This is a genomic window from Micromonospora sp. NPDC023633, from assembly GCF_040640035.1.
In the GTDB taxonomy this organism is placed as follows: Bacteria; Actinomycetota; Actinomycetes; order Mycobacteriales; family Micromonosporaceae; genus Micromonospora.
In genome coordinates, this window is record NZ_JBFABB010000074.1 from 4,029 (window position 1) to 29,865 (window position 25,837).

The window sequence follows — 25,837 nt, forward strand, 5'->3', positions numbered from 1 at the left end:
TCCTCCTGCAGCTTGAGAATCCCCCCCCCGGCGCACCCCGTGCCCCGGTCCCGGTCCCACCCCCGTGGGGGCCCCGCCCGGGGGGCGGGGCCCCCACCACTGCGTTCTGCGGGTCAGGCCCGGCCGGCGGGGGCCGGCTCCGCGGCCCGGCGGCCGCCGGTCAGCAGGTGATCGACGCTGAGTCGGCCAGCCCCGACCGCCGCCAGCAGCAGGCTCGCCGCGCCGAGGACGAGAACCAGCTCGTAGCCGCCCTTGTCGACGAACAGGCCGTTTCCGGCGTGCACGAAGATGAACGCGCCGAGCATGTTCAGCGCGAGCAGGACGCCGGCGACCGGGACGACCGCGCCGATGATCAACGCCGCCCCGCCGAGCAGCTCGAGGCCCGTGGCGAACCACGCGGACACGGTCGGCAGGGGTACGCCGGCCTGGTCGAAGAAGGCGGCGGTCCCGTCGACGCCGTTGGTGACCAGCTTCTGCCAGCCGTGGGCGAAGAAGACGATGCCGACGCCGATCCGGGCGAGCAGCATCGCGACGTCACGGACGGTAGCGGGCAGGGTCATGGTTCTGCTCCTCATGCTGGGTGGATTGCCGCACGGCCGTCGGGGTCGACGTGCGCCGTGTCACGGATGGCCGGACGCGACGCGACCGGCGGGGCACCTCGTGGCCCGGATCTCGGTCCGCCCGGGCCTGGCGGATGCCGCCGGGGACCACCGTACCGGCAGATGGTTGAAGGCTCAACCGTTGACGAGGAAGGTAGTTGTGACGCACACCTGCCGACCAGCGGATCGGCGAGGTCGACGGGGTCCGACGAGATCGGGATCACCGGGATCGGCATGGGCGCCGCCGACAAGATCCTCGACGACCTGGAGAAGTTCCTCATCGCCTGACCCGACCGCTACGGCTGCCGCGCGTCACCCGCCACGGACTCGCCGGCGGCGCGCCGCAGCGAGCGGTAGCGGGGGAGGTCCTCGCGGGCCGGCCCGCCCTGCCGGACCCGCTCGGCCGGCCACGCCGCCGGCTGGTCCGGCACCCGGGGGGCCTCCCCGCTCTCCGTCACCAGGTCCTCGGTCTCCTGGACCAGGTAGTGCGGCCGGCGCTTGGTCTCGTAGTAGATCCGGCCGATGTACTCCCCGATCACGCCCAGGATCGTCATCTGGATGCCGCCGAGGCCGATCACGCTGACGATGATGGTGGTGTAGCCGGGAACGTCGATCCCCTTGTCGACGGCGTCCGCGACCACCCAGGCCATGTAGACCACCGCGATCAGGGTGAGGAACAGGCCGGCGTAGATCGCCAGCCGCAGCGGCCGGTTGTTGAACGACAGCAGCCCGTCGAACGCGTAGTTGAACAGCTTGCCGAACGTCCACCTGCTCCGCCCCGTCTGCCGGGTCTGGTTGCCGTGCGCGACCACCACCGTGCGGAACCCGATCCAGGAGAACAGCCCCTTCGAGAAGCGGTTGTACTCCGGCATCGCCAGCACCGCGTCCACCGCGAGCCGGGACAGCAGCCGGAAGTCACCCGCCCCGTCCAGCAGCCGCACGTCGATCCACCAGTTGACCACCCGGTAGAAGGACCGCGAGGCCAGCATCCGTACGAACCGGTCCCCGCGCCGGTCCCGGCGGGCGATCACCTGGTCGAAGCCCTGCCGGTACAGCGCCACCATGTCGGGCAGCAGGCGCGGCGGATGCTGGAGGTCGGCGTCCATGATGACGACCGCGTCCCCGGTGGCCCGCTCCAGCCCGGCCAGCATCGCCGCCTCCTTGCCGAAGTTCCGGCTCAGCGACGTGTAGCGCACGGTGGGATCGGCGGTGGCGAGCCGGCGCAGCGCCACGAGGGTGCCGTCGGAGCTGCCGTCGTCGACGTAGACCACCTCGACGTCGACGTCGGACAGCTCCGCGACCGCGGCGGTCACCGCCGTGTGCAACCGCTCCACCGAGGACTCCTCGTTGAAGCAGGGCACCACCACCGACAGGCGCATCTGCGTCACCGGGTCCGGCCGGTGCCCGAGGGTGCCCGGCCCGCGCCGCGCCGCCCCGCGCCTTCACAGGCGGTAGACCAGCACACCATCGATCTCCTCCCGGGTGACGCCCAGCCCGTCGAACGGCCGGTTCGCGATGCCCTCCCAGGGCGTGCCGGCGGTCCAGCCCGGCAAGGCGACCACGGACCGCACCCCGATGCCCCGCAGGTACGCCACGCTGCCCGGGTCGGGGAAGGCGGCCGTCGCGGCCCGGGTCTGCGCCTGGGTCACCGGCTCGAACCCGGCCAGCCCGTTCGTCACCCGGGGGAACCCGTCCGTCGTCCACAACATGAAGATCAGATCGACCGCGCCGCCGGCGGGCAGCACCAGCATCGGTTCCCCCGCCGTACGCATCGCGGCCGGTGGCGGCGGCACCACCGGATGCGCCGTCCGGTTGACCCCCTCCAGCCCGACCAGGGCCAGGGGCACCAGCAGGACCACCGGCGCCAGGAACCTGGCCCAGCCCCGGGACGACCACCGCCGCACCGCCGTGGCGAACACCGTCACCGCGCCCGCCGCCAGCACGGCCAGCAGCAGGCTGGTCCAGTGCATCATCCGGCCCGGCGTGCGCAGCGCGTCCCAGCCCGGCAGGTGCTTGGACAGCGTCAGGTAGCCCGGATCGCCGTCGCCGCCGAGGGTGACGCCCAGGCCCAGCAGCACCGTGCCGAGCACACCGAGCCCCAACGCGAGCCGGTGCCGGGCCGGGAACACCGAGACGAACAATCCCGCCGCGGCCAACGCGAGCAGGACCATCCCGGGCAGCAGCGCCATCTCCGGCGGCCAGGAGAGCTGTTCCCGGGCCGCCGCGTGCCGCTCGCCCCACCACCACGAGTCCGCCGGGGCGGTGACGAAGCCGATCAGCGGCGGCGAGAACATCTCGGTCCAGGCCAGCGACCGCTCGGCCTGCGGATTGAGGTCGACGACCCGCAGGTAGACCAGCCCCAGCAGCAGCGTCACCGCGCCGAAGACGGCCCCACCGGCCAGGTCGGCGACCAGCAGCCGCCGGCCGAACGCGGGTCGTCGCCCGCGCCGCCACCACGACCAGCCGTAGCCGCCGGCCCCGACCAGCACCGCGGCCAGCAGGAAGTACACCAGTGGCAGCCCGATGCCGAAGCCCAGGCTGATCTGCCAGGCGGCGACGAGCCACCCCGCCAGGGCCCACCCGGGTCGCCGTCGCTCCGGCCGGTACCCGTGCCGCAACGACCAGCCGTGCCCGCGGGCCAGCATCGCCAGGCACAACGCGATCCCGCCGCTGGAGAGGATGTTCAGGTGGCCGGCGTGCGCCAACCGCCAGGGCGCGTACGCCCACGCGACCCCGGCGACCGCTCCGCCCAGCCGGCCCGCCCCGAGCTGCCGGGCCAGCGCGTACGCCCCGACGAAGGCCAACGCGTGCACCAGCACATACATCACGTTGTACCGGACCAGGGCGGCCTCGAAGCCCGAGCCGAGCATCCCGAACGGGGCGTAGCCGAGCAGGGTGTCGCTGTAGGCGTACGTGTGCGTCTCGGGGAAGAACGTGTTCGAATGCCAGAGACCGGCCGGGTTGCTGAGCACGGCGTGCCCGGCCCAGGCCATCTGCCACGCCTGCAAGGTGGGGTCGCCGATGTCGCCGGGGATGGTGCTCGCCGGATGCCGCATCGTCGGCCAGGTCAGCGCCACCGCCAGCAGCAGCCCGCCGAGCACCGCCAGCGTCCATTCGTGTCGCAGCCACCGCCACCGCTCCCGTCGGCCGGGGTCCCCGGTGGAGGGATCCTCGTCGTGCTCGGCGATCTCGGTGGACGGTCGGGCGTCCGTGGACCCGGTGGTCATGAAGATAGATGATTCACGATGCCCGTTGTCGTGTCGATCCGCCGTCCGAGATGTGGGCTCCCGGGTGGGTCCGCCGACCCCTGATCCGCCGCGCGGCGGAGGACGGGACGTCGCGGGCGATGCGGGGCCGCCCGGCCCGGCCGATGTCGGGCCGGACCGGGCGGGCGGGTCGGAGTGGTGGGCAGGGATCAGGCGGCGGAGGCCCAGATGGCCCGGAAGGCTGCCGCCTCGCCGGCCAGCCAGCGTTCGATCTGCTCGGGGCGGGCATCGGCGGGCATGCGGTGGGCCTCGCCCCGACGGACGTCGACCAGGACCGGCTCGGCGTGCGGGAGCACCGCGTCCATGTGCCGGGCCATCAGGTGCAGGGCGGCGAGCGTCGCCTCCTCGCTGGGCGGAGCCTCGTCGAAGTGCAGTCGGACGGCCTCGACGCGGCCGTCGGCGTGGCGTACGCCGAACTGGGGGTTGACCTTGACGGGCAGGTCGCCGAGCATCGCGAGCGCGTCGCGGGTCTGGGCGAGGTCGACCTCCCTCGGCTCGCCGAGGGAGCGCAGCCAGGCCGTCGCGCCGGGAACGAGGGCCTGGTAGAGCGGTCGCCAGCGGGGCTTGACCACGTCGACCACCTGGTCGAGGTGGGTGCCGCCGGTGTGGAAGGCGATGTCGGCCTTGAGCGCCTTGACGAACTGGCCGTGCGGGTTGAAGCCGGAGCGGCTGGCCCGCTGCTTGCGCAGGCCCCCGACGAAGGTGGCCTTCGTCGGGCCGGTGCGGTCGACGTAGCGGGTGAAGCCGAGCAGGGTGGCGTAGGGGGTGGGTGGGGCGGAGGCGGGCGTGGTCACGGGCGTCCTCCCAGGTCAGGACCTCGATTAGTACACACATTCTAATCGACGGGTGTGACATCTCCCAGGGTTTCTCGGGGCGTTCGTGCCCGGCCGCGCGAGGAGCCGGCCGGGAGCTGCGGCACCCCGTCCGGGCGTCCCCGCGGCGCGGCGACGGGGACGCTTCCGCGTGGCGGACGGGCGGGGCCGCTTCCGCGTGGCGGACGGGCGGGACCTCGTTCAGGCGTCCGGGCCGTCTCGGGTGTCGTCGCCGGTGTGCGCGGTGTCGCGTCGCCGTATTGGCGAATTCCGCCCCACGCCCGTGCGGCGCGGCAGCGAATCGCCATGAGAATGGCGACGCTCTCGCCGACGTTCGAGCCGGCCCTGCCGAAAAAGGGTGGAGAGTTCTCGTTCCCCGGTCGCGTCCGGAAGCCACGGAGTTCCTGGTGGGCCGGCGGTGCCGCCGTGAGCGGCGCGTTCCGCGAAGGAATTTCCTTCCACCGCAAACGACGAAGGGAAAGGAGAACCCTCTCCCTTTCCTTCTCAACATATAGCGCATCGGGGGGCTTGCGGCAAGACCCGGGTCGTGCCGCAGAATCACCGGCCGAGGCCAGGAACCGCAGAAATGGAACTCACGAAATGCGCGTGTCGTCGTCGTAGGTCGCGCGGGGACGACGACCCGCTGGTGGAACTCGCGGTGCGGCGGCGGGCGCTCGCCGCGAAGGCGCGGGTGCGCGCGCCGCCGAGCGAGGAGTACGCGCGGCGACTGCCCGGTGTCGGCGTGCCCGCGTGTCCGCGTACGCGCGCGGCAGCGCCGAGCCAGGACCCAGAACAAGATCGGAGCCGATGACGTGAACCCACCGACCACCAGCGCGTTCGACCTTCCCGAGCGCCTCTCCGCCAAGGCCGACCTGTCGCTGATCGCCGGCGACGAGCAGCACTTCGCGGCCATCGCGGAGAGCCTCGAGCAGTTGACCACCGACCTGTCCGACCGCCTCGATGCCGAGCGCAGGGCGCCCGGCGGCAAGGGCCGGCAGGCGGTGGACCGGGACACGGAGATCCGTCGGCTGACCGCCCGCCTGCGCACCCTGCGTCGCTTCGGTGTGGACCTGTGCCTCGGACACATGGTCGGCGAGGACGACCCCGAGCCCGTGTACGTCGGACGACGTGGCCTCACGGACGGCGCGGGTCGTCGGCTGCTGCTCGACTGGCGCTCGCCCGCGGCTGAGCCCTTCTTCGGCGCGACCCACGCCAACCCGATGGGTCTGGCGAGCCGCCGCAGGTACCGCTGGACCCGCGGCCGGATCACCGACTACTGGGACGAGGTGTTCACCCCGGACGGGTTCACCGGGCACGCCGCCTCGCTCGACGACCAGTCCGCCTTCATCGCCAGCCTGGGCGGCAGCCGGTCGACCCGGATGCGGGACGTGCTCGGCACCATCCAGGCCGACCAGGACGCCATCATCCGCGCGGGGTCCCGCGGCGCTCTCGTCGTCGACGGCGGTCCGGGTACGGGGAAGACCGTCGTCGCCCTGCACCGCACCGCCTACCTCCTCTACGCCGACCCTCGCCTCGGTCACCGCCGGGGCGGCGTGCTGTTCGTCGGTCCGCACCAGCCCTACCTGAGCTACGTCGCCGACGTCCTGCCCAGCCTCGGCGAGGAGGAGGTGCAGACCTGCACCCTGCGGGACCTCGTGCCCGAGGGCGCCGCGGCGACCGTCGAGACCGACCCGGACGTGGCCCTCCTGAAGTCGTCCGCGGACCTGGTGCGGGCGATCGAGGCGGCCGTCAGGTTCTACGAGGAGCCGCCGGCCAAGGGCATGACGGTCACGACCGACGAGTCCGACATCTGGCTGAGCGCCGACGACTGGGCCGAGGCGTTCGAGGCGCCGGGGCCCGGTACCCCGCACAACGAGGCGCGTGACGACATCTGGGAGGAACTGCTGACGATCCTGACGGAGAAGTGCGACGGCGACGAGCCGGACGACCTGGTCCGCAGGTCGCTGCTGCGCAACGGGGAGCTGCGCACGGCCTTCAACCGGGCCTGGCCGCTGCTTGACGCGCCCACTCTCGTCGCAGACCTGTGGTCGGTGCCCGCCTACCTGCGCAGGTGCGCTCCCTGGCTCGGCCCCGACGAGGTCCGGAAGCTGCAGCGCGACGACGCCCGCGCCTGGACGGTGTCCGACCTGCCGATGCTGGACGCGGCACGGCAGCGGCTCGGCGATCCGGAGGCGTCCGGGCGCCGGCGCCGGCATGACGCCTTCGTCGCCACCGAGCGCGCGCGCCTGGCCACGGTCGTCGACGAACTGATCCAGGCCGACGCCTACGACGACGGTGAAGGGCTGCTGACGATGCTGCACCAGCAGGACCTGCGGGACGCCCTGGTCGACGAGGCCGGACTGCCCGGCGTCGACCCGGACCTGCTCGCCGGCCCGTTCGCGCACATCGTCGTGGACGAGGCCCAGGAACTGACCGACGCGGAGTGGCAGATGTTGCTGCTCCGCTGCCCGTCCCGGAGCTTCACCATCGTCGGGGACCGCGCCCAGGCCAGGCACGGGTTCACCGAGTCGTGGCGGGAACGGCTCGAGCGGATCGGGCTCGACCGGATCGACCTGGCCTCGCTGAGCGTCAACTACCGGACGCCGGAAGAGATCATGGCCGAGGCCGAGCCGGTCATCCGGGCCGCGCTCCCGGACGCCAACGTGCCGACCTCCATCCGCGGCAGCGGCGTTCCCGTCGTACGCGGAGCTGCTTCTGATCTCGGCTCGATCCTCGACACCTGGCTCGCCGTGCACGCCGACGGCATCGCCTGCGTCATCGGCGACCCCACCTTCGAGCCGACGTCCCGCGTCCGGTCGCTGACCCCGGAACTGTCGAAGGGGCTCGAGTTCGACCTGGTCGTCCTCGTCGACCCGGAGGCATTCGGCGACGGCCTCCAGGGAGCGGTCGACCGCTACGTCGCGATGACCCGGGCGACCCGGCAACTCGTCATCCTCACCACCTCCTGACGGCGCGACCCTGCCCGGGGTGAGCGACGGGACGCCCAGCGTCAGCGGTGTCACACCTCCGGTCGCCCGGCATCGCGTCGACGGAGGAGGAGAACCACGGCGACGGCGCAGACGCCGCCGAAGCACCCGAGCGCCGTCGCGACGACGTGCAGCGCGGTGGTGAAGTCGTCGCCGACGAGGTGCCCGCCGCTGAGGACGGCGAGGGTGGAGCCGACAACCGCGAGCGCGATGGTCTCGGTGACCAGCCGGCCGGTGTTGAACAGCCCGGCCACGGCGCCGGCCTGTCGGACGGGTGCGCTGGAGATGGCGAGTCCGTCGATCACGCCTGTGGTGGCGCCGACACCGGTCCCGATCAGCAGCAGCGGCAACAGGAGGGACCCGGGCGTGCTGTCGGGTCCGATGGTGGTGAGGGCGAACAGGCCCACCGTGCCGAGGGCGATCGCCCCGACCGACAGCAGGCGGGGCGAGCGCCGCGCGACCGCCGCCCCGACCGGGGGCAGGACGACCGAGGGCAGGGTGAGCATGAGCATCCAGAGCCCGGCCCGCCCGGCGTCGAGGCCGGCGACGTCGATGAGGTAGGAGGGCAGGTAGACCAGGAGGGGGACGAGCAGTCCCATCATGGTCGCGGCGACCAGCGAGTACCCGACGAAGCGCCGGTTGCGCAGGAGGCCGAGGTCGAACATCGGGTCGGTGCCGCGCCTCTCGACCCGTACGAACCCGATCCCGCAGACCGCGAGGCCCAGGAGCGCGGCGATCACCGACGGGTGCGAGGCGCCCAGGGCGGGTGTCTCGACGAAGGCCCAGATGAGGAGCGCGAGCGCGGCGGTGAACAGCGTGCCGCCGGCCCAGTCGATCCTCCTGCCGGCACCGGGCAGGGCGGGCAGGAAGGGGCACGACAGCAGCACGACTCCCGCCAGCGCGGCGGGGACCGCGAAGACGGCCCGCCACCCGAGCGCGTCCACGAGCAGGCCGGAGACGGTGGGCCCGAACGCGAGGCCGACGCCGAGGACCGCGCCGAGCGCGCCGAACACCCGGGTCCGGGCCGGCCCGGCGAAGGTCGCGGCGAGGATCGACTGACCGGTCGCCGTCGCCGCTGCCGCCCCGGTGCCGGCGAGGAGGCGGGCGAGGTTCAGCACCGTGGCGTCCCGGGCGAGCACGCACAGCACGCTGCCGGCGAAGAACACCGCGACCCCGGCGGCGAAGAGGCGGCGCTTGCCGAGCAGGTCCGCGAGCGAGCCGCCGAAGGCCAGGAACGCCGCGAAGCAGAGGTTGTAGCCGTTGACGACCCACTGCGCGGTCGTGAGCGACGTGTCGAGGTCGTGCTGGATGCCGGGCAGCGCGACGGACGCCCCGGTGATCGTCAGCGGAAACGACAGCGACGACAACAGCACCGCGGTCAGGGTGAGGCGCGCGTTCACCGCGACCACCGACCCGGGCCGGCAACGGTCGGGAGGAGACGAGGGCAGGGGGCGTCACAGGGAACGGAACAGGTGAATGCGGAACTGTGCACGAAGGGCTCCGGATGTCGCATGCGGAGCCGGGCAGCTCGGACGGCCACACCGGCGAAGGGTCGCTGATGCGGCGGAGCGGAAACGCAGAGCGTTCGGGAGTCTGGGGTTTCGCGCCGCCGCTACGGGCGGCGCACCCTGTCCGAGGCGGGCACGGGGTCAACCTAGTCCAGGGCGGTCCGCCCCGGCAACGCGGTACCTCCCCGCGGGCACCCGGAGCGCCGTGGCGGGGCCGGCCGGAGCCGGCCCCGCCACGGTCGTGGTGGTTAGAGCTGGCCGACCGAGGTGATCCGGACGACCGCCGCGCCCGCCTCGTCGGAGGCCGCGAGGTCGATCTCGGCGCTGATCCCCCAGTCGTGGTCGTCCTCGGGGTCGTCGAGGATCTGCCGGACCGTCCACCGCTCCCGGCCCTGCTCGATCATGAGCAGCGCCGGCCCGCGCGCGTCCGGGCCCACCCCGATCTCCCCGTACGCCTCGAAGTACGGCTCCAGGGCGTCGGCCCAGGCGTCCGCGTCCCAGCCCGACGCGGCGTCCAGCTCGCCGAGGTCGTACCAGCGGCGCAGGGCGGCCAGCTCGACCCGGCGGAACAGGGCGTTGCGCACCAGCACCCGGAAGGCCCGGGCGTTGCGGGTGACCGCCGGGACGCGGTCGTCCAGGGCCTCGGCGGCCTCTGCGGCGTCGGTGGGGTTGCGCAGCCGCTCCCACTCGTCGATGAGGCTGGAGTCCACCTGCCGGACCAGCTCACCGAGCCACTCGATGAGGTCGACCAGCTCCTCGGTCTTCGCGTCCTCGGGCACCGTCTGCCGCAGCGTCTTGTACGCGTCCGCGAGGTAGCGCAGGACGAGGCCCTCGGAGCGGGTCAGCCCGTAGAACTGCACGTACTCGGTGAAGGTCATCGCCCGCTCGTACATGTCGCGGACGACGGACTTGGGGGAGAGCTGGTGGTCGGCCACCCACGGGTGCCCCTGCCGGTACATCTCGTACGCCGAGTCCAGCAGCTCCGCGAGGGGCTTCGGCCAGGTCACCGCGTCGAGGAGTTCGAGCCGGGCCTCGTACTCGATGCCCTCGGCCTTCATCGCGGCGACCGCCTCGCCGCGGGCCTTGAACTGCTGCGCCGAGAGCACCTGGCGCGGGTCGTCCAGGATCGACTCGACCACCGAGAGCACGTCGAGGGCGTACGAGGGGGACTCGACGTCGAGCAGCTCGATCGTGGCCAGCGCCAGCGGGGAGAGCGGCTGGTTGAGGGCGAAGTCGAGCTGGAGGTCGACGGTGAGGCGGACCCGCCGCCCGGTCTCGTCGGGCTCGTCGAGCTGCTCGACGACCCCGCCCGCGCGCAGCGCCCGGTAGATGGCGATGGCGCGCCGGATGTGCCGGCGCTGGGCGGCGCGGTCCTCGTGGTTGTCGGTGAGCAGGTGCCGCATCGCGGCGAACGCGTCGCCGGGGCGGCCGATGACGTTGAGCAGCATCGAGTGGCTGACGTGGAAGCTGGAGGTGAGCGGCTCCGGCTCGGCCTCGACGAGGCGGTCGAAGGTGGGCCTCCCCCAGCCGATCGACCCCTCCGGCGGCTTCTTGCGCACCACCTTGCGCCGCTTCTTCGGGTCGTCGCCGGCCTTGGCGAGCGCCTTCTCGTTGTCGATGACGTGCTCGGGGGCCTGCACGACCACCCGGCCGACGGTGTCGAACCCGGCCCGCCCGGCGCGGCCGGCGATCTGGTGGAACTCGCGGGCCTTGAGCAGCCGGGTGCGCACCCCGTCGTACTTCGACAGGCCGGTGAACAGCACGGTGCGGATCGGCACGTTGATCCCGACGCCGAGGGTGTCGGTGCCGCAGATGACCTTGAGCAGGCCGGCCTGGGCCAGCGTCTCGACCAACCGGCGGTACTTGGGCAGCATCCCGGCGTGGTGCACGCCGATGCCGTGCCGGACCAGCCGGGAGAGGGTCTTGCCGAACCCGGAGGTGAACCGGAAGTTCCCGATCGCGGCGGCGATCAGGTCCTTCTCGGCGCGGGTGCAGACGTTGACGCTCATCAGGGCCTGGGCGCGTTCCAGGGCGGCGGCCTGGGTGAAGTGCACGACGTAGACGGGTGCCTGCTTCGTCTCCAGCAGCTCCTCGAGCGTCTCGTGCAGCGGCGTCATCGCGTACGAGAAGATCAGCGGGACCGGCCGCTCGGCGGAGCGGACGACGGCGGTGGGCCGGCCGGTGCGCCGGGCGAGGTCGTCGACGAAGCGGGTGGTGTCGCCCAGCGTGGCGGACATCAGGACGAACTGCGCCTGCGGCAGCTCGATCAGCGGCACCTGCCACGCCCAGCCCCGGTCGGGCTCGGCGTAGAAGTGGAACTCGTCCATGACCACCTGGCCGACGTCGGCGCGGTCACCCTCGCGCAGCGCGAGGTTGGCCAGGATCTCGGCGGTGCAGCAGATGATCGGGGCGTCGGCGTTGACGCTGGCGTCGCCGGTCAGCATGCCGACGTTGTCGGCGCCGAAGACCTCGCAGAGGGCGAAGAACTTCTCCGACACCAGCGCCTTGATCGGGGCGGTGTAGAAGGTGGTCCGGTCGTCGGCCAGGGCCGCGAAGTGCGCCGCGATCGCGACCAGGCTCTTGCCGGACCCGGTCGGCGTGTTCATGATCACGTTGGCGCCGGAGACGATCTCGATGACCGCCTCCTCCTGGTGGGGATAGAGGTCGAGGCCGCGCTCCTTCGCCCAGCCGGCGAACGCGTCGAAGAGGGTGTCGGGGTCGGCGCTTGTCGGCAGCGCGGCGGTGAGCGTCATAGCGCGTCCATGGTGCCTGGATCATGCCCCCGAGCGCCAACCGGCCCGGCCGGGCGAGGTCCCGGGAAGGGCCCCGTGGCCGGCGGGATCCGTCGGCCGGGGCCCTTCCTTCCCCTCACGACCGGCGGTGGATCAGGTCGAAGATCGGGCGGCCCGCCCGCAGGGCCCGGCGCTCGAACTTGGTGACCGGGCGGTGGGCGGGGCGGGGGGCGAAGCCGTCGTGCGCGTCGACGAGCCCACGGTCGGCGGCCAGGGTCTGGCGCATCGCCTCGGCGTACTCGGCCCAGTCGGTGGCGCAGTGCAGGGTGCCGCCGGGCGCCAGCCGGGAGCGCAGCAGCGCGACGTGGGCCGGCTGGATGATCCGCCGCTTGTGGTGCCGGGACTTGGGCCAGGGATCGGGGAAGAAGACGTGCACGGCGTCCAGCGCCGCCTCCGGCAGGCCCGCGACGAGGTCGAGGGCGTCGCCCTGGGCCACCCGTACGTTGCGCAGGCCGTGCCGGTCCACCAGGTCCAGCAGGTTGGCGATCCCGGGCGTGTGCACCTCGACCGCCAGATAGTCCCGATCGGGGTCGGCGGCGGCCATCGCGGCCGTGGTGTCGCCCATCCCGGAACCGATCTCCAGCACCAGCGGGGCTTTGCGGCCGAACAGGCCGGCCAGGTCCACCGGCGTGCCGGGCCGCTCCGGCACGTGCAGGCCGTAGACCGGCCAGAGCCGGTCGAGGGCGTCGGTCTGGCGGCTGCTCATCCGGCCGCGGCGCGGATGGAAGGTCCGGATCGTCCGGGCGGCGGGCGCGGGGGCGGCGGCGGGGGAGTCGGTGAAGGTCACAACGACCCGAGGGTACGCGACGATCGCGCCGAATCGGATGTGATGTTCGCCCGGGGATGAGAGGATCCATCCCGTACGGCAGATCGGGTGTCTGGTGTTGCCCGGCACTGCCCCAACGCGCCGGGAGGGGGCGTCGTGTCAGTGCACCGCGGCGGTGTGGCGCTGGCGATCGCGACCGTGGTCGTCGGTCCCCTGCTCGCGGCCGCGCCGGCCCCCGCCGCCCCGCCGTCCACCGTCGCGCTGCCGCCTGCCATCGCCGCTCTGCCGTCCGGCGTCGCCCTGTCGTCCCTGCCGTCCGGCGTCGCTTCGCTGGCGCGGGCGGGCGCGCCCCAGCCGGGGCCGCCGGGGCCGGACGTCTTCGTCGAGGTCAGCCCGAGCACGGTCGAGCCCGGCTTCCTGGTGGGCATCCGGGCCAGCTGCCGGGACAACTCCGTCCCCGCCACCGTGGTCTCGGACGCCTTCGGCCGGGTGCAGGTGCAGCCGCAGGGCAGCACGCTGACCGCCGCCCCGATGGTGCGGGAGCGCACCCGACCCGGCAACTACCGGATCAAGCTGGAGTGCCGCGACGGCGAGACCGCCTCGACCATGCTCCAGGTCGTCAAGGCCGTGAAGCCCAGTCGTGGCCCGGCGACCGGGTTCGGCGGGGGCGCCGGCGGCGTCACCGGCGGGCTGCTGCTGCCGGGTGGCCTCGCGCTGACCGTGACCGGCGTCGTGCTCGCGGTCCGGGCGGCGCGCCGTCCGCGTACCGTCCGTGGCGCCGCCCGACGCTGAGCCGGTCATGGCCACCACGCCCGCCCCGAAGCCGGCCGCCGCAGCGGCCCGGGGCCCACGGCCGCCCGGACGCCGCCCCTGGTCCGTACCGCTGGCCGTGGTGCTGGTGCTGGCCGGGGTCTTCGCCACCGGCGCGGGGCTGGGGCGCACCGCCGGGCCGTTCGACTGGGCCGCCGGCGGCGGGCAGGACCGGCCGGCCCGCAGCGAGAGGGGGGCGCTGGCGGCCAGCCGGCCGGTGCGCCTGTCGATTCCCGCGATCAAGGTGTCCGCCCCGGTGGCTCCCGTCGGCCAGGCCCGGGACGGGTCGATCGCCGTCCCGCCGCTGGAGCGGGCCGACGAGACCGGCTGGTACGACCGGGGCCCGACCCCGGGTGAGCCGGGCCCGTCGGTCATCGTCGGGCACGTGGACACCAAGCGTGGCCCGTCGGTCTTCCACGACCTGCACAAGCTGCGTCCGGGCGACACCGCCGAGGTGGCCCGGGCGGACGGCTCGGTCGTGGTGTTCCGGGTCGACTCCGTGGAGCACTTCCCCAAGGACCGGCTGCCGGCGGAGCGGGTCTACGGCGACGAGGGCCCCCCGGGCCTGCGCCTGATCACCTGCGGCGGCGACTGGCTCGGCGGCCGGACGGGCTACGCCGACAACATCATCGCCTTCGCCACCCTGCTCTCCTCCACCCGCACCCCCTGACCCCCACCCGGCCCACCCGCCCTGCCGGCCCGCCCCGTCGATCATGGGGTTGGCGGCAGCGCGGGAGATCGACTTCGCCGCCAACCCCATGATCGACGCATCGAGAAGGGGGGAGAGGGGTGGGGGGTCAGGGGCGGGAGGGGACCTGTTGGACGACCTCGAACTCCAGGAGGGTGGCGCCGGAGGCGACCGGGGGGCGTTGCTCGCCCGTCCCGGCGTGGGCGGCGCGGGAGGGGCCGGCGGCCCAGGCCTGGTAGGCCTCCTCGGTCTCCCAGCGGGTGTAGACGAAGTAGCGGTTCTCCCCGGCCACCGGGCGCAGCAGCTCGAAGCCGAGGAAGCCGGGGGAGTTCTCCACCGCCCCGGCCCGGGCGGCGAACCGCTTCTCCAACTCCTCGCCCGCGCCGGGAGGGACGTCGATCGCGTTGATCTTCACGACTGCCATGACTCCACCCTAGCCACGACGCCCGGGCTCAGAACGACTCGACCGCCGGAACCAGGTCGGCGTCGACCACGATCGGCGCGTGGTCGGAGGGGCCCTTGCCCTTGCGCGCCTCCCGGTCCACGTACGCCGAGCGGACCGCCCGGGCGAACGGCGCGGAGGCGTACACGAGGTCGATCCGCATGCCCTTGTTCTGGTGGAACATCCCCGCCCGGTAGTCCCAGTAGGTGAACGGGTGCGGGCCCTTCATCGGCGTGGGCACCACGTCGGCCAGCCCGAGGTCGCGCAGCGCCGCGAGGGCCGCCCGCTCCGCCGGGGTGACGTGCGTGGAGTGGGTGAACACCGCCGGGTCCCAGACGTCGGCGTCGGTGGGCGCCACGTTGAAGTCACCACAGACCGCCAGCGGCAGGCCGCCGGTCAGCTCCGCCTCCACCGCGTCCCGCAACGCCGCGAACCAGGCCAGCTTGTACGCGTAGTGCGGGTCGTCGGGGGCGCGGCCGTTCGGCACGTACACCGACCAGACCCGGACCCCGTCGCAGGTCGCCGAGATGGCCCGGGCCTCCGGATCGGGGAAGCCCGGTTCCCCGGGGAAGCCCACCACCACGTCGGCCAGGCCGACCCGGGACAGGATGGCCACCCCGTTCCACCGGCCGTCGCTGTGGCTGGCCACCGTGTAGCCCAGCTCGCCCACCTCGGCCACCGGGAAGGCGCCGTCCGGGCACTTCGTCTCCTGAAGGCAGACGACGTCCGGCCCGGTGCCGGCCAACCAGTCCAGCAGCCGGGGCAGGCGGGCCTTCACCGAGTTCACGTTCCAGGTCGCCAGACGCATGTGACCAGCCTGCCCCATTCCGGCCGCGCCGGGCGAGCCGGCGCTCTCAGTTGCCCGGGGTGTCGCCCGGGCGGGTCTGCTCGGCCAGGAACCGCTCCAGTTCGGCGCCCAGCTCGTCGGCGGTGGGCAGCGGCCCGGCCTCGGCGGCCAGCAGGTTCTTCTCGCCCCGGCCGCGCGCGAACGCGTCGTACTGCTCCTCCAGGGCCTGCACCAGCTGGGCGGCGTCGTCGGTCTGGGCGACCTGCCGGTCGATCTCCACGCGGACCACCTCGGCCGCCGAGCGCAGCCCGTCGCGGGGCAGCAGCAGCCCGGTGCTGCGGGACACGGAGGCGAGCAGCACCTCGGCGGCGGCCGGGTACTCCGTCTGCGCCACGTAGTGCGGCACGTGGGCGGCGAAGCCGAGGGCGTCGCGGCCCTGCTCGCCGAGGCGGTACTCCAGCAGGTGCCCGACGCTGCCCGGCACCTGCACCCGCTGCAACCACGGCTCGTAGCCGGCGATCAGCTCGCGGCGGGTGGCGTGGGCGGTCACCCCGGCGGGCCGGGTGTGCGGCACGGCCATCGGGATCGAGTTGAGCCCGACGGTGAGCCGGACGTCCAGCCGCGCGGAGATCCCCGCCACCGCGGCCACGAAGCGCTCCCACTGCAGGTCCGGCTCCGGGCCGGTGAGCAGCAGGAAGGGGGTCTCGTCGTCGTCGTGGAGCAGGTGCAGCTCCAGCGCCGGGGCGTCGTACGACTCCCAGTGGTCCTCGACGAAGGTCATCACCGGGCGGCGCGAGCGGTAGTCGAAGAGCTGGTCCACGTCGAACCGGGCGATCGGGCGGGCGTCCAGCGAGGTGAGCAGCTGCTCCCTGGCCAGGCGGGTGGCGCTGCCGGCGTCGACGAAGCCGGTGAGGGTCTGGATCAGGACCGGCTGACCGAGGTCGGGCAGATCGTCGGTGAGCTCGTAGAGCTCGTGTGGGTCGAGCACCGGTGCGGACCTCCCTGGTCGTGCGTACGGGTCGCCGTGCGGGACGGCACCCGGTTCGGGGAACGTACCCGCCATCCTCGTGCATTCCTCGCCGCGCCCCGCCGCGGGTCGTCACGTGACCGGTAATCGGGCGTATGCCCGCAAGCCCATCGTCGGGCGACGAAGGATGCCCGTCAGGATGACCAGGCTATCGGTCGAACGGGGGAGTTTGGGGATCATGGGCCGGGCGTCGGGGGTTTGTCCGCGTTCCGACCGCGCCGGGGCAGCCCGGGGTGACCCGGAGGTCTGACCGGTCCGCGAGGTCCGTCCCCGGGGCTGCCCGGGGCGGCAGGGTCGTCCACCGGAGCCGGCCCATATCGTGAGGAAAGCCACGAGATCACCCCAGGTGATCGGGGTGCCGACCTGCCTAGCCTCGGCTGATGCGTGACGACCCCACCCTCGACGACCAGATCGCCCCCGGTGACCCGGTGGACCGTTCCGACGATACCCCCTCGTCCGTTCGGTCAGCCGCCCTCCGCGCCGCCGGGGCGTACGCCCACCTGCTGACGCGCGGGCCGGCCCGCGCCCGGATCGCCCTCGCCACCGGCGTGCTGTGCTGCCTCGGACTGACCGCCGTCGCCCAGGGCGCGCGGGACGGGTCCGCCGACGCGGCCCCGGCCGCCGCCCCCTCCGCGCTCGCCGAGCGCGCCGAGGCCGACCCGGCCTCCCGCAGCCTGGAGCGCGTCCCCGCCTCCGCCCCCGCCAGCCCCACCCGCGCCGCCGACCCGGACACCACCACCCCCGCGCCGAAGAAGACCACGCGCAAGCCGGTCGACCCCGCTCCGGTCGCCGGGCTCGACAACGCCCAGATGGAGAACGCCGAGGCGATCGTGCGGACCGGGCGCAAGATGGGGATGCCCCGTCGCGCGCTGGTGATCGCGGTCGCCACCGCGATGCAGGAGAGCAACCTCTACAACGTGGCCAGCGGGGTGCTCCCCGAGTCCCGCGAGTACCCGCACCAGGGCATCGGGTGGGACCACGACTCGGTCGGGCTGTTCCAGCAGCGCTCCAGCAGCGGCTGGGGCGAGGTCGGCGAGCTGATGGACCCGGAGTTCGCCACCCGGCAGTTCCTCTCCGCGCTGGCGCAGGTGCCCGGCTGGCAGCAGATGCGGCTCACCGACGCCGCCCAGGCGGTGCAGATCTCGGCCTACCCGGAGCACTACGCCAAGCACGAGTGGCGCGCCACCAAGGTCGTCGCGGCGTGCCTGGAGGCCGGGCAGTAGGCTTTCACCGACCACAGTGGACGGTTGCGGTTCGGGCATCCGGGGTACATGTGTTGTCGCTCCGAGGTACACATGGAACAGGCACCACCGACTGGAGGACGACATGTCACTGATGCAGCGGATCAGCACCTTCCTGCGCTCGCCCAAGGGTCAGCAGATGGTCGACCGTGGCCGTCGCGAGCTGGCCAAGCCCGGCACCCAGCAGAAGCTGAGGGGCCTCGCGGCCAAGCTCCAGAACCGCCGCTGACCCGTCACCGACGACCTCTCCGACCCCCGGGAGACCCAGTGACCGATTCCGCGCCCGCCGACGACCGGCACGTCGCCGGAGGACCGCAGCCGCCGGCCGTGGCCCCGGCACCGACGCAGGAGGCCACCGAGGCGCCGCCGCTGAAGCTCTGGGACCGGATGCGGGAGGACCCGCAGTACGCCCCGGAGCACCTCGCCCTGGAGGCCGTACGCCGGCTGGGGCCGGAGGCGGCGCAGTGGGCCGCGCGGGCCCGGGCCGAGCAGCCCGGGGTCTCCGCCGAGGCCCTGGCGGACCAGGCGGTACGCAAGTTCGTCAACCACGCCCGGCTCTCCGGGGCGGTCTCGGGCGCCGCCGGGCTGCCCGGTGCCGTGATCGACGTCGGCGTGCTGGCCTGGACCCAGGCCCGGATGGTGCTGCACGTCGCCGCCGCGTACGGCGTCGACCCGCTGCACGGCGACCGGGCCACCGACCTGCTGGTGCTGCAGAAGGTGCACAAGGTCGCCGAGAGCGCCCGGCTCGCGCTCGGGGTGGCCGCCGGTCGGGAGCGCGCCGGGGCCCTCTTCGGCGGCGGCGGGCAGAACCCGCTCGGCAAGGTGATGCTGCGCCTCGGCGTGCGACTGGCCCAGATGGCCGGGGTGCGCGCGGCGAAGCGCGTCTTCGCCAAGATGGTGCCCGGCGCGGCGATCGTCCTCGGCACCTGGGCCAACTCGTCGGCCACCAAGGATCTCGCCGGGCGCTCCCGCGCCCTCTACCGCCAGTACGGCGGACCCGCCGTCCCCGAGCCTCGCCGGCCCCTGACCTAGGCCGGGCCTGCCGACGCCGCCGCCCGGCCCGTGAGGGTCGGTGCGGCCGGCCGGCGGGTCAGGACCCGAGGCCCGAGGCGCGCCACGCCACGTCGGCCAGGCGATCCTGCCCCGCGGCGTTGGGGTGGAACCAGTCCAGCGGGTTGACCAGCGTCAGGTCGAACCGCACCCGGTGCACCGCCCCGCCGTCGTGCCGGCATCGCGAGCCGTACGCCCGGCAGGCCGCGGCGAGCTGGGCGTTGTAGTCGGCGATCCGCTCCCGGACGGTTGCCCGGCGGGCCCGGTCGAGCGGATCCGTCGAGGTGGGGTTGGCCAGCAGCGCCGGGCAGACGCCCCGCTTCCAGGCCCGTACCGCCCGCGCGTCGGTGTGCCCGACCTCCCAGAGCCGGTGCAGGTTCGGGACGCTCACCACCAGCACCCGCGCCTTCGGCCGGCCCTGCCGCAGCACCCGCAGGCCGCGGTCGACCTCGGCGCGGAACTGCTTCACCGGGGTCATCGCCTCGACGCCGCCCCGGCACACGTCGTTGGCGCCGATCAGCACGGTGACGTGGTCGACGCGGTCGCGTACCGCCCGCTGGGCCTGCCCCTCCAGCGCCGCCGCGCGGGCCCCGGGGCTGGCGTGGTTGTGCGCCCGGCCCCGGATCGCCGGGTTCCGGTCGAGCAGCCGCCGGTAGACGCTGTCCACGCGCAGCCCGTCCCCGGTGGACCAGGAGTTGCGCTGGCAGGAGACGAGCACCAGGCAGGAGCCGAAGCCGGCGGTGATCGAGTCGCCCAGGGCGGCGATGCCGCCGGGCACGCCGGCTGACGGCGTCGCCCGTGGCGGCCGGGAGCCCGGCTCCCCGCCGCCACCCTCACAGGCGAGCGCGACCAGCGCCAGCAGGCAGGCGGCCACGGTGACCCAGCGTCGAGGCATACCATCCCCAGTCCCGCAGCGGAGAGCGACAGCGCGGTAACTCTAAGCGCGGGCATGGCGGGGCAACCCGCCGCTGTCGACTATGCGGCAGAGGGCTGTTCCGCCGCGCGTCCGCGTGCTAGGCGGCCAGCGTCTGAGGCGCGTGCCAGCGTGCCGGGCGGGGCCGGCGATGCGGGGCGGGGGTCAGCGTCCGGGGCGGGGCCAGCTGCGCCGGGCGCGGGCCAGCGCGCCGGGCGCGGGTCAGCCGGCCGGGCGCCAGGGCGCGCGCTGGCCGTGCAGCCACCAGTGCAGGGTCCGGGTGATCCGGGGCAGCACCAGGTAGGTCATCAGTGGGGTCAGCGTGAGGGTCATCATCAGCACCCGGGCGGCCAGCGGCACGTCGGGGAGGTACCGGCTGGTGAGCAGTGTCGCGGTCAGGCTGAGCGGGAAGAACGCCAGCCAGATGGTGACCGCCTGCTTCCAGCGCGGTGGGGACGGCGGCGGCACCGTCGGCTCGGCGCCGACCGGCACGGTCTCCACCACCTGCTCCCACTGCGGGTCGAACCAGCCCTCGATGCCGGTCCGCCGCTCGACCCGGGTGTGCTCGACGATGCCCTGCGCGGAGGAGAGCCACCAGTGCCGCTGCGGGGACTCCTCCCAGCGGCGCAGCGTCTCGGGGTCGGCGAAGCGGTAGATGACGTGCCACTCGCCGGAGCCGGGCGCGCTGCGCACCCAGCCGGACCCGAGGAACCCCGGGAACGCCTCGGCCAGCGCGGTGCCGGCCCGCATCCAGGCCACCATCTCGCTGGTCCGGGCGGGATCGGTGCGCCGGGCGACGGCGACGGTCACCGGCAGCGCGTGGGTCATCGTCATACCGGCCATCCTCTCCGGCCGGAGCCCGTTCGACAGGCTCACGGGCCGCCGGTGTAACGCACCCCACCGGCGGGGTGACGCGGCCCACCGGCCCGCCGCGCCGGGAACTTGTCGGAGGTCGGTGGTCGACTGGGCCCATGAGGGCAGACGACATCCTCGTGCTCGGCGCCACCGGCTCGACCGGCCGGCGGGTGGCGCACCGGCTGTCGGACGCGGGCCTGCCGGTCCGGGCCGCGTCGCGCCGTGGCGCCGTCCGCTTCGACTGGGCCGCGCCAGCGACCTGGGAGCCGGCCGTGGCCGGCGCGTCCCGCCTCTACCTGATGGCCCCGCACGACGTGCCGGTGGATCCGGCGTTCGTCCGGCTGGCAGTCGAGCGTGGCGTGCGGCGCGTCGTGCTGCTGTCCAGCCGGGCGATCGAGGCGATGCGTGACGAGCGGCTGCTGACCGCCGAGAAGCTGGTGCGCGACTGTGGCGTCGAGTGGACGATCCTGCGGCCGGACTGGTTCAACCAGAACTTCGACGAGGGCTTCTTCCGCGACGCCGTGCTCGCCGGCACCGTGGCCGTGCCCGTGGGGGACGCCCGCCAGGGCTTCGTCGACGCCGACGACATCGCGGCGGTGGCCGTGGCGGCGCTCACCGGCGAGGGTCACCACGGCCGGGTCCACGAGATCACCGGCCCCCGCGCGCTCTCCTTCGGCGAGGCGGCCGACATCATCGCCCGGGCCGCCGGGCGCCCGGTCCGCCATCTCGGCGCCGCCGAGGACTACCGGGCCGCGATGGCCCCGCTGGGCCTGCCGCCCGCGCAGCTTGAGGCGGAGATCGCCGCCTTCGCCGCGCTGCGGGAGCTCGGCGACGCCGAGCCGACCGGCACCGTCCGGCAGGTCACGGGGCGGGCGCCGAAGGACTTCACGGCGTACGCCGCCGACGCGGCCGCCCGGGGCGCCTGGCGCACCGACGGGGCTCGCGGGTGAGCCGACCGACCGGGGCGGGTTAAGCGGGGCGATCGGGGGTAGGCCCGTGCAATGACGAGATCGCAGCCCCGGCGCGCCCGTGGCACGGTCGGCCACGCCTACAGCGCGCTCAACCTGCGGCTCCTGCTCGCCGGGTTCGGGCTGGTGACCATGACCGTCTTCGCGGTGCTGGCGTTCAACGCCGACCTGGGGTGGCTGGGGGTCCTCTGCGTGGTCTTCGCGGTGGTGGCCGTGGTCGATCTGATCATCATCCAGCGCCGCCGCGCCGCCCGCCGCCGGGAGGAGCCGGGCGCCCGCCACTCACTCTTCGAGTGACAGGAGTACGAGATGCCCATCGCGACCACCAACCCCGCCACCGGACAGACGCTCAAGACCTACGACCCGATGTCGGCGGAGCAGATCGACGCCGCGATCGAGCGGGCCGACCTGGCGTACCGACAGCTGCGCGGCACCACCGTCGAGCAGCGTGGGCGTTGGCTGAACGCGGCGGCCGACCTGCTGGAGGCCGAGCGCGACGAGATCGCCCGGCTGATGACCACCGAGATGGGCAAGACGTACGCGTCGGCCAGGGCCGAGGTCACCAAGTGCGCCACCGCCTGCCGCTTCTACGCGGCGAAGGCGGCCGACTTCCTCGCCGACGAGCCCGCCGACGCGGGGGCCGTCAAGGCCACCCGGGCCTTCGTCCGCTACCAGCCGATCGGGCCGGTGCTCGCGGTGATGCCGTGGAACTTCCCGCTGTGGCAGGTGCTGCGCTTCGCCGCGCCGGCCCTGATGGCCGGCAACACCGGCCTGCTCAAGCACGCCTCCAACGTGCCGCAGACCGCGCTGCTGCTGGAGGACCTGTTCCGCCGCGCCGGTTTCCCGGAGGGGGCGTTCACCACCCTGCTGGTCGGCTCGGCCGAGGTCGACCGGGTGCTCAGCGACCCCCGGGTGCGCGCGGCGACGCTGACCGGCAGCGAGGGCGCCGGCCGGTCGATCGCCCAGATCGCCGGCCGGGAGCTGAAGAAGACCGTGCTGGAACTCGGGGGCAGCGACCCGTTCGTGGTGATGCCGTCGGCGGACCTGGACCGGGCCGCCGAGGTCGCGACCACCGCCCGCTGCCAGAACAACGGCCAGTCCTGCATCGCCGCCAAGCGGTTCATCGTGCACGCCGACGTCTTCGACGCCTTCGCCGAGAAGTTCGCCGCGAACATGTCGGCCCTGCGGGTCGGCGACCCGATGGACCCCGACACCGACGTCGGCCCGCTGGCCAGCGAGGGCGGGCGCGACGAGATCCACGCCCAGGTGCGGGACGCGGTCGACAAGGGCGCCACCGTGCTCTGCGGCGGCGAGCCGCCCGCCGGCCCCGGCTGGTTCTATCCGCCGACCGTGGTCACCGACCTGAGGCCGGAGATGCGGATGTGGTCCGAGGAGGTCTTCGGGCCCGTCGCGGGCCTCTACCGGGTGTCGTCGTACGACGAGGCGATCGAGGTGGCCAACGGCACCTCCTTCGGCCTGGGCGCCAACGCCTGGACCCGCGACCCGCAGGAGCAGGAACGCTTCGCCACCGACCTCGACGCCGGGAACGTCTTCGTCAACGGGATGACCACGTCCTACCCGGAACTGCCCTTCGGCGGAGTGAAGAACTCCGGCTACGGCCGCGAGCTCTCCGCGCTCGGCATGCGGGAGTTCTGCAACACCAAGACCGTCTGGGTGGGCGAGGGGGCCGCCTCGACCGGCGCCGGCGCGCACGCGGAATAGCCCACCTCCGGGTTCGTCGGCGTAGCCGGACGCCGTCATGGGTACGAAGTGACGCCATGACGGTGTTCGGCTTCCACGCGTCCCACGAGCAGATCCATCCCCGCGCCCTGCTGGAGGCGGTGATCCACGCCGAGCGGGCCGGTTTCGACGCCGCCATGTCCTCGGACCACTTCGCGCCCTGGAGCGAGCGGCAGGGCCAGTCCGGCTTCGCCTGGTCCTGGCTGGGGGCCGCGCTCCAGGCCACCGACCTGCCGTTCGGGGTGGTCAACGCCCCCGGGCAGCGCTACCACCCGGCGATCATCGCCCAGGCGATCGGCACCCTCGGGGCGATGTACCCGGGCCGGTTCTGGGCCGCCCTCGGCACCGGCGAGGCGAGCAACGAGCACATCACCGGCGACCCCTGGCCGCGCAAGGACCTCCGCAACGCCCGGCTGCGCGAGTGCGTGGACGTGATCCGTGCGCTGCTGGCCGGCGAGGAGGTCAGCCATGACGGCCTGGTGCGGGTGGACCGGGCGAAGCTGTGGACCCGCCCGGAGCAGCCGCCGGCGCTGATCGGGGCGGCGGTCAGCGTGGCCACCGCCCGCTGGTGCGCCGAGTGGGCGGACGGGCTGATCACCGTGAACGCACCGACCGCGCATCTGCGGCAGATGATCGACGCGTACCGGGACGCCGGCGGGCGCGGGCCGCTGCACCTGCAGGTGCATGTGAGCTGGGCGCCGGAGCAGGTCGAGGCCGAGCGGCTCGCGTACGACCAGTGGCGCAGCAACGTCTTCGCCCCGCCGGTCTGCTGGGACCTGGAGACCCCGGAGCACTTCGACGTGGTCTCGCAGGATGTGCCGATGGAGAAGGTCACCTCGATCGTGAACGTCTCCGCCGACCTCGGCCGGCACGTCGGCTGGCTGGAGGAGTACCTGGAACTCGGCTTCGACCAGATCGCCCTGCACCACGTCGGGCAGGAGCAGCGGGACTTCATCGACACGTTCGGCGCCGAGGTGCTGCCGAAGCTGCGCAGCGCCGGCTGAGCGGCGGCGGCGCGGGTCAGGACAGGCGGCGGACGAGCACCTGCCCGGGCCACGGGTCGCGGCCCGGGCGTTCGATCGTGAACGGGTCGGTGGCGGTGAAGCCCTGCCGCTCGTACCACCGGACCAGCGCGCCGTCGTCGCCCGCGTAGCAGTCCACCCGGAGCAGGCCGAGCCCGCGCTGCCGGGCCAGCTCCGCGGCGTGCGCCAGCAGCCGGCCGCCGATGCCTGATCCGGCGTGCGACCGGTCGGTGACCAGGAGGTTCACGTACAGCTCGGGCTCGGTGGCGGGTGGCACGTGCTCCGTGGCCGCCCCCACCACCAGCGCGCCGACCGGCCGCTCGGCGAGCGTCGCCAGCCACAGCCCGCCGCCGGTCGCCCAGGCCTCGGCCTGCGCGATCCGCCGCGGGTCGGTCGAGGCCGGTTCGGTGCCCCACTGGCCGGCGCGACCCCGCGCCACCAGCCAGGCGGTGGCGTCGTCGAGCAGCCGCAGTACGGCGGGCGCGTCGGTGGGGCCACCGGGACGCAGGTTCGGGCTCCGCTGGTCGGTCATGACGGCCATGCTGCTACAGTCAGGTGCTTCGATGCGTGGCGATTCCCTCGGCACCCGCGACCAGCCCCGGCCCGCCCGGCTAGCCGGGCGGGCGGGTGAGCGCGGTGAGTCGCTCGGTGGCGAGGCAGGAGATCAGGCAGCGTTCCTTGCCGTCGCTGGTCATCCTGGCGGTCCAGTCCGTGAAGCCACCGTCGCCGAGTTCGACCTCGTCCGCGTCCCGCCCGGCGGTGATCCGCAGCGCCGCGTCGACGTAGTAGCCCCGGCCGCGCCGGCGCTGCGGCTCGTCCACCAGCGGTGCGCCCGACGGGCCGAGCGCCGGCCGGACGGTGTCGGCGATCCGCTCCCCGACGACGGGGCTGTCGAGCACGGTCAGGCGCACCCGCGTCCCCGCCGACTGCGGCAGCAGGACGGCGAGCACCGCGCGCCAGTACGCCAGGTGCAGGGTGAGCAGTCGCGCCTCGGTGCGCCCCGACCCGCCGTCGCGGGCACTGGAGACCAGCGTGAAGAGCCGGAAGTGCGCCGACCAGGTCGGCCCGAAGTCCTGCGCCCGCAGCACCCGGTGGCAGGCGGCCAGGTGCACGGCGCCGTCGGTCGGCTGTTCGCGGCGGCGCACCGCGGCCTCGATCGCGAGGGCGTTGGTGGGGTCGCTGAGCACCTCGGTGGCGCGCAGGGTGGTGACGATCCGGTTCTGGCTGACCGGCGCGACCGCCGAGCAGGTGCCGAGCGGGGCGACGGGGGAGAGGTCGACGCCGGTGAACTCGGCGGGCAACAGCTGCCACAGGCGGGCCTCGACCTGGGACAGCACGCGCGGGTCGGCCGCCGCCGGCCGGGTGAAGCGGTCCGTGCGCCAGCGGCGGACCAGGTCCGCCGGGCGTACCGCCGCCGCCCGGTCCCGCGCCACCGTCAGCAGCAGCGTGCGCAGGTCCGCCGGGGTCAGGCCGGCCAGGGCGGCGCGGGCGCCGTCCGGCAGCCGCTCCCACACCCGCCGCTCCGCGTCGTCCATGCCGGCCACCCTGTCGTACGCCCCGAGCT

The 25,837-nt window shown here is 73.9% G+C and carries 25 protein-coding genes; 11 read left to right on the forward strand and 14 right to left on the reverse strand.

Features of this window, described 5'->3' with window-relative positions; translation table 11 throughout:
• Positions 1 to 113: 113 nt before the first annotated feature.
• Entirely contained in the window at positions 114 to 560 is a 447-nt protein-coding gene (locus AB0G13_RS21970; protein WP_357877031.1) for a DoxX family protein, read from the reverse strand.
• 162 nt (positions 561 to 722) lie between these two features.
• On the opposite strand from AB0G13_RS21970, the gene AB0G13_RS21975 reads away from it, so the two are divergent.
• The gene (locus tag AB0G13_RS21975) at positions 723 to 887 is read left to right on the forward strand and encodes a hypothetical protein (RefSeq protein ID WP_357877034.1); all 165 of its coding nucleotides are present in this window, start codon (positions 723 to 725) and stop codon (positions 885 to 887) included.
• 8 nt (positions 888 to 895) lie between these two features.
• Here AB0G13_RS21975 and AB0G13_RS21980 read toward each other — a convergent pair whose 3' ends face one another.
• The 3 genes from AB0G13_RS21980 to AB0G13_RS21990 all read right to left on the reverse strand — a co-directional run bounded on the left by AB0G13_RS21980 (position 896) and on the right by AB0G13_RS21990 (position 4,659).
• The gene (locus AB0G13_RS21980; protein WP_357877037.1) at positions 896 to 1,987 is read right to left on the reverse strand and encodes a glycosyltransferase family 2 protein; all 1,092 of its coding nucleotides are present in this window, start codon (positions 1,985 to 1,987) and stop codon (positions 896 to 898) included.
• A gap of 54 nt (positions 1,988 to 2,041) precedes the next feature.
• Positions 2,042 to 3,826: a hypothetical protein gene (locus tag AB0G13_RS21985; protein ID WP_357877040.1), complete on the reverse strand. Its 1,785-nt coding sequence runs from the start codon at positions 3,824 to 3,826 to the stop codon at positions 2,042 to 2,044.
• A 188-nt stretch (positions 3,827 to 4,014) separates the two neighbouring features.
• On the reverse strand, positions 4,015 to 4,659 hold the full coding sequence (locus tag AB0G13_RS21990; RefSeq protein WP_357877043.1) for a hypothetical protein: 645 nt from the start codon (positions 4,657 to 4,659) through the stop codon (positions 4,015 to 4,017).
• Positions 4,660 to 5,489: 830 nt separating this feature from the next.
• Between AB0G13_RS21990 and helR the strand changes: the two genes are divergently transcribed.
• A complete protein-coding gene (gene helR, locus AB0G13_RS21995) occupies positions 5,490 to 7,646 on the forward strand; it encodes an RNA polymerase recycling motor ATPase HelR (protein ID WP_357877046.1) in 2,157 nt (718 codons plus the stop codon).
• 50 nt (positions 7,647 to 7,696) lie between these two features.
• On the opposite strand, the gene AB0G13_RS22000 is transcribed toward helR, so the two are convergent.
• The 3 genes from AB0G13_RS22000 to trmB all read right to left on the reverse strand — a co-directional run bounded on the left by AB0G13_RS22000 (position 7,697) and on the right by trmB (position 12,670).
• Positions 7,697 to 9,064, reverse strand: a complete 1,368-nt coding sequence (locus AB0G13_RS22000) for an MFS transporter (protein WP_357877049.1) — start codon at positions 9,062 to 9,064, stop codon at positions 7,697 to 7,699.
• A 356-nt stretch (positions 9,065 to 9,420) separates the two neighbouring features.
• Positions 9,421 to 11,925, reverse strand: a complete 2,505-nt coding sequence (locus AB0G13_RS22005) for a DUF3516 domain-containing protein (protein ID WP_357877052.1) — start codon at positions 11,923 to 11,925, stop codon at positions 9,421 to 9,423.
• Between the two features lie 115 nt (positions 11,926 to 12,040).
• Complete coding sequence (gene trmB / locus AB0G13_RS22010) at positions 12,041 to 12,670, reverse strand: tRNA (guanosine(46)-N7)-methyltransferase TrmB (RefSeq protein WP_357877106.1); 630 nt, start codon at positions 12,668 to 12,670, stop codon at positions 12,041 to 12,043.
• A 222-nt stretch (positions 12,671 to 12,892) separates the two neighbouring features.
• Here trmB and AB0G13_RS22015 point away from each other — a divergent pair, with 222 nt between their 5' ends.
• Both AB0G13_RS22015 and AB0G13_RS22020 read left to right on the forward strand, forming a co-directional pair.
• Positions 12,893 to 13,522, forward strand: a complete 630-nt coding sequence (locus AB0G13_RS22015) for a hypothetical protein (RefSeq protein ID WP_357877109.1) — start codon at positions 12,893 to 12,895, stop codon at positions 13,520 to 13,522.
• Between the two features lie 7 nt (positions 13,523 to 13,529).
• Positions 13,530 to 14,210 carry a class F sortase gene (locus tag AB0G13_RS22020; protein ID WP_357877055.1) on the forward strand — a complete coding sequence of 227 codons (681 nt, stop codon included), beginning with the start codon at positions 13,530 to 13,532 and terminating at the stop codon, positions 14,208 to 14,210.
• Between the two features lie 127 nt (positions 14,211 to 14,337).
• Here AB0G13_RS22020 and AB0G13_RS22025 read toward each other — a convergent pair whose 3' ends face one another.
• The 3 genes from AB0G13_RS22025 to AB0G13_RS22035 are packed head-to-tail and all read right to left on the reverse strand — an operon-like array spanning position 14,338 to position 16,445.
• Entirely contained in the window at positions 14,338 to 14,652 is a 315-nt protein-coding gene (locus AB0G13_RS22025; RefSeq protein ID WP_357877058.1) for an antibiotic biosynthesis monooxygenase, read from the reverse strand.
• A 28-nt stretch (positions 14,653 to 14,680) separates the two neighbouring features.
• Positions 14,681 to 15,478, reverse strand: coding sequence for an exodeoxyribonuclease III (locus AB0G13_RS22030; protein WP_357877061.1), 798 nt, complete (start codon positions 15,476 to 15,478; stop codon positions 14,681 to 14,683).
• A gap of 46 nt (positions 15,479 to 15,524) precedes the next feature.
• Positions 15,525 to 16,445, reverse strand: a complete 921-nt coding sequence (locus AB0G13_RS22035) for a PAC2 family protein (RefSeq protein ID WP_357877064.1) — start codon at positions 16,443 to 16,445, stop codon at positions 15,525 to 15,527.
• Positions 16,446 to 16,864: 419 nt separating this feature from the next.
• Here AB0G13_RS22035 and AB0G13_RS22040 point away from each other — a divergent pair, with 419 nt between their 5' ends.
• From AB0G13_RS22040 to AB0G13_RS22050, 3 genes are all read left to right on the forward strand, one after another.
• A complete protein-coding gene (locus AB0G13_RS22040) occupies positions 16,865 to 17,707 on the forward strand; it encodes a peptidase M23 (protein WP_357877067.1) in 843 nt (280 codons plus the stop codon).
• A 103-nt stretch (positions 17,708 to 17,810) separates the two neighbouring features.
• Positions 17,811 to 17,954, forward strand: a complete 144-nt coding sequence (locus AB0G13_RS22045; protein ID WP_165947802.1) for a hypothetical protein — start codon at positions 17,811 to 17,813, stop codon at positions 17,952 to 17,954.
• Between the two features lie 98 nt (positions 17,955 to 18,052).
• Positions 18,053 to 18,757 carry an EcsC family protein gene (locus tag AB0G13_RS22050; RefSeq protein WP_357877112.1) on the forward strand — a complete coding sequence of 235 codons (705 nt, stop codon included), beginning with the start codon at positions 18,053 to 18,055 and terminating at the stop codon, positions 18,755 to 18,757.
• A 58-nt stretch (positions 18,758 to 18,815) separates the two neighbouring features.
• On the opposite strand, the gene AB0G13_RS22055 is transcribed toward AB0G13_RS22050, so the two are convergent.
• On the reverse strand, positions 18,816 to 19,670 hold the full coding sequence (locus tag AB0G13_RS22055) for a GDSL-type esterase/lipase family protein (RefSeq protein WP_357877070.1): 855 nt from the start codon (positions 19,668 to 19,670) through the stop codon (positions 18,816 to 18,818).
• A gap of 240 nt (positions 19,671 to 19,910) precedes the next feature.
• Positions 19,911 to 20,522, reverse strand: a complete 612-nt coding sequence (locus AB0G13_RS22060; RefSeq protein ID WP_357877073.1) for an antibiotic biosynthesis monooxygenase — start codon at positions 20,520 to 20,522, stop codon at positions 19,911 to 19,913.
• A 137-nt stretch (positions 20,523 to 20,659) separates the two neighbouring features.
• Between AB0G13_RS22060 and AB0G13_RS22065 the strand changes: the two genes are divergently transcribed.
• Genes AB0G13_RS22065 through AB0G13_RS22080 form a run of 4 tightly spaced genes read left to right on the forward strand, consistent with a single transcriptional unit; the run spans position 20,660 to position 24,255 of the window.
• Positions 20,660 to 21,493, forward strand: coding sequence for an NAD(P)H-binding protein (locus tag AB0G13_RS22065; RefSeq protein ID WP_357877076.1), 834 nt, complete (start codon positions 20,660 to 20,662; stop codon positions 21,491 to 21,493).
• Between the two features lie 51 nt (positions 21,494 to 21,544).
• Complete coding sequence (locus AB0G13_RS22070; RefSeq protein WP_357877079.1) at positions 21,545 to 21,808, forward strand: DUF6343 family protein; 264 nt, start codon at positions 21,545 to 21,547, stop codon at positions 21,806 to 21,808.
• A gap of 12 nt (positions 21,809 to 21,820) precedes the next feature.
• Positions 21,821 to 23,233: an NADP-dependent succinic semialdehyde dehydrogenase gene (locus AB0G13_RS22075; RefSeq protein WP_357877082.1), complete on the forward strand. Its 1,413-nt coding sequence runs from the start codon at positions 21,821 to 21,823 to the stop codon at positions 23,231 to 23,233.
• Between the two features lie 56 nt (positions 23,234 to 23,289).
• Positions 23,290 to 24,255: a TIGR03885 family FMN-dependent LLM class oxidoreductase gene (locus tag AB0G13_RS22080; protein WP_357877085.1), complete on the forward strand. Its 966-nt coding sequence runs from the start codon at positions 23,290 to 23,292 to the stop codon at positions 24,253 to 24,255.
• A 16-nt stretch (positions 24,256 to 24,271) separates the two neighbouring features.
• On the opposite strand, the gene AB0G13_RS22085 is transcribed toward AB0G13_RS22080, so the two are convergent.
• Positions 24,272 to 24,805: a GNAT family N-acetyltransferase gene (locus tag AB0G13_RS22085; RefSeq protein ID WP_357877088.1), complete on the reverse strand. Its 534-nt coding sequence runs from the start codon at positions 24,803 to 24,805 to the stop codon at positions 24,272 to 24,274.
• A 79-nt stretch (positions 24,806 to 24,884) separates the two neighbouring features.
• Positions 24,885 to 25,808, reverse strand: a complete 924-nt coding sequence (locus AB0G13_RS22090) for a hypothetical protein (RefSeq protein WP_357877091.1) — start codon at positions 25,806 to 25,808, stop codon at positions 24,885 to 24,887.
• Positions 25,809 to 25,837 lie beyond the last annotated feature (29 nt).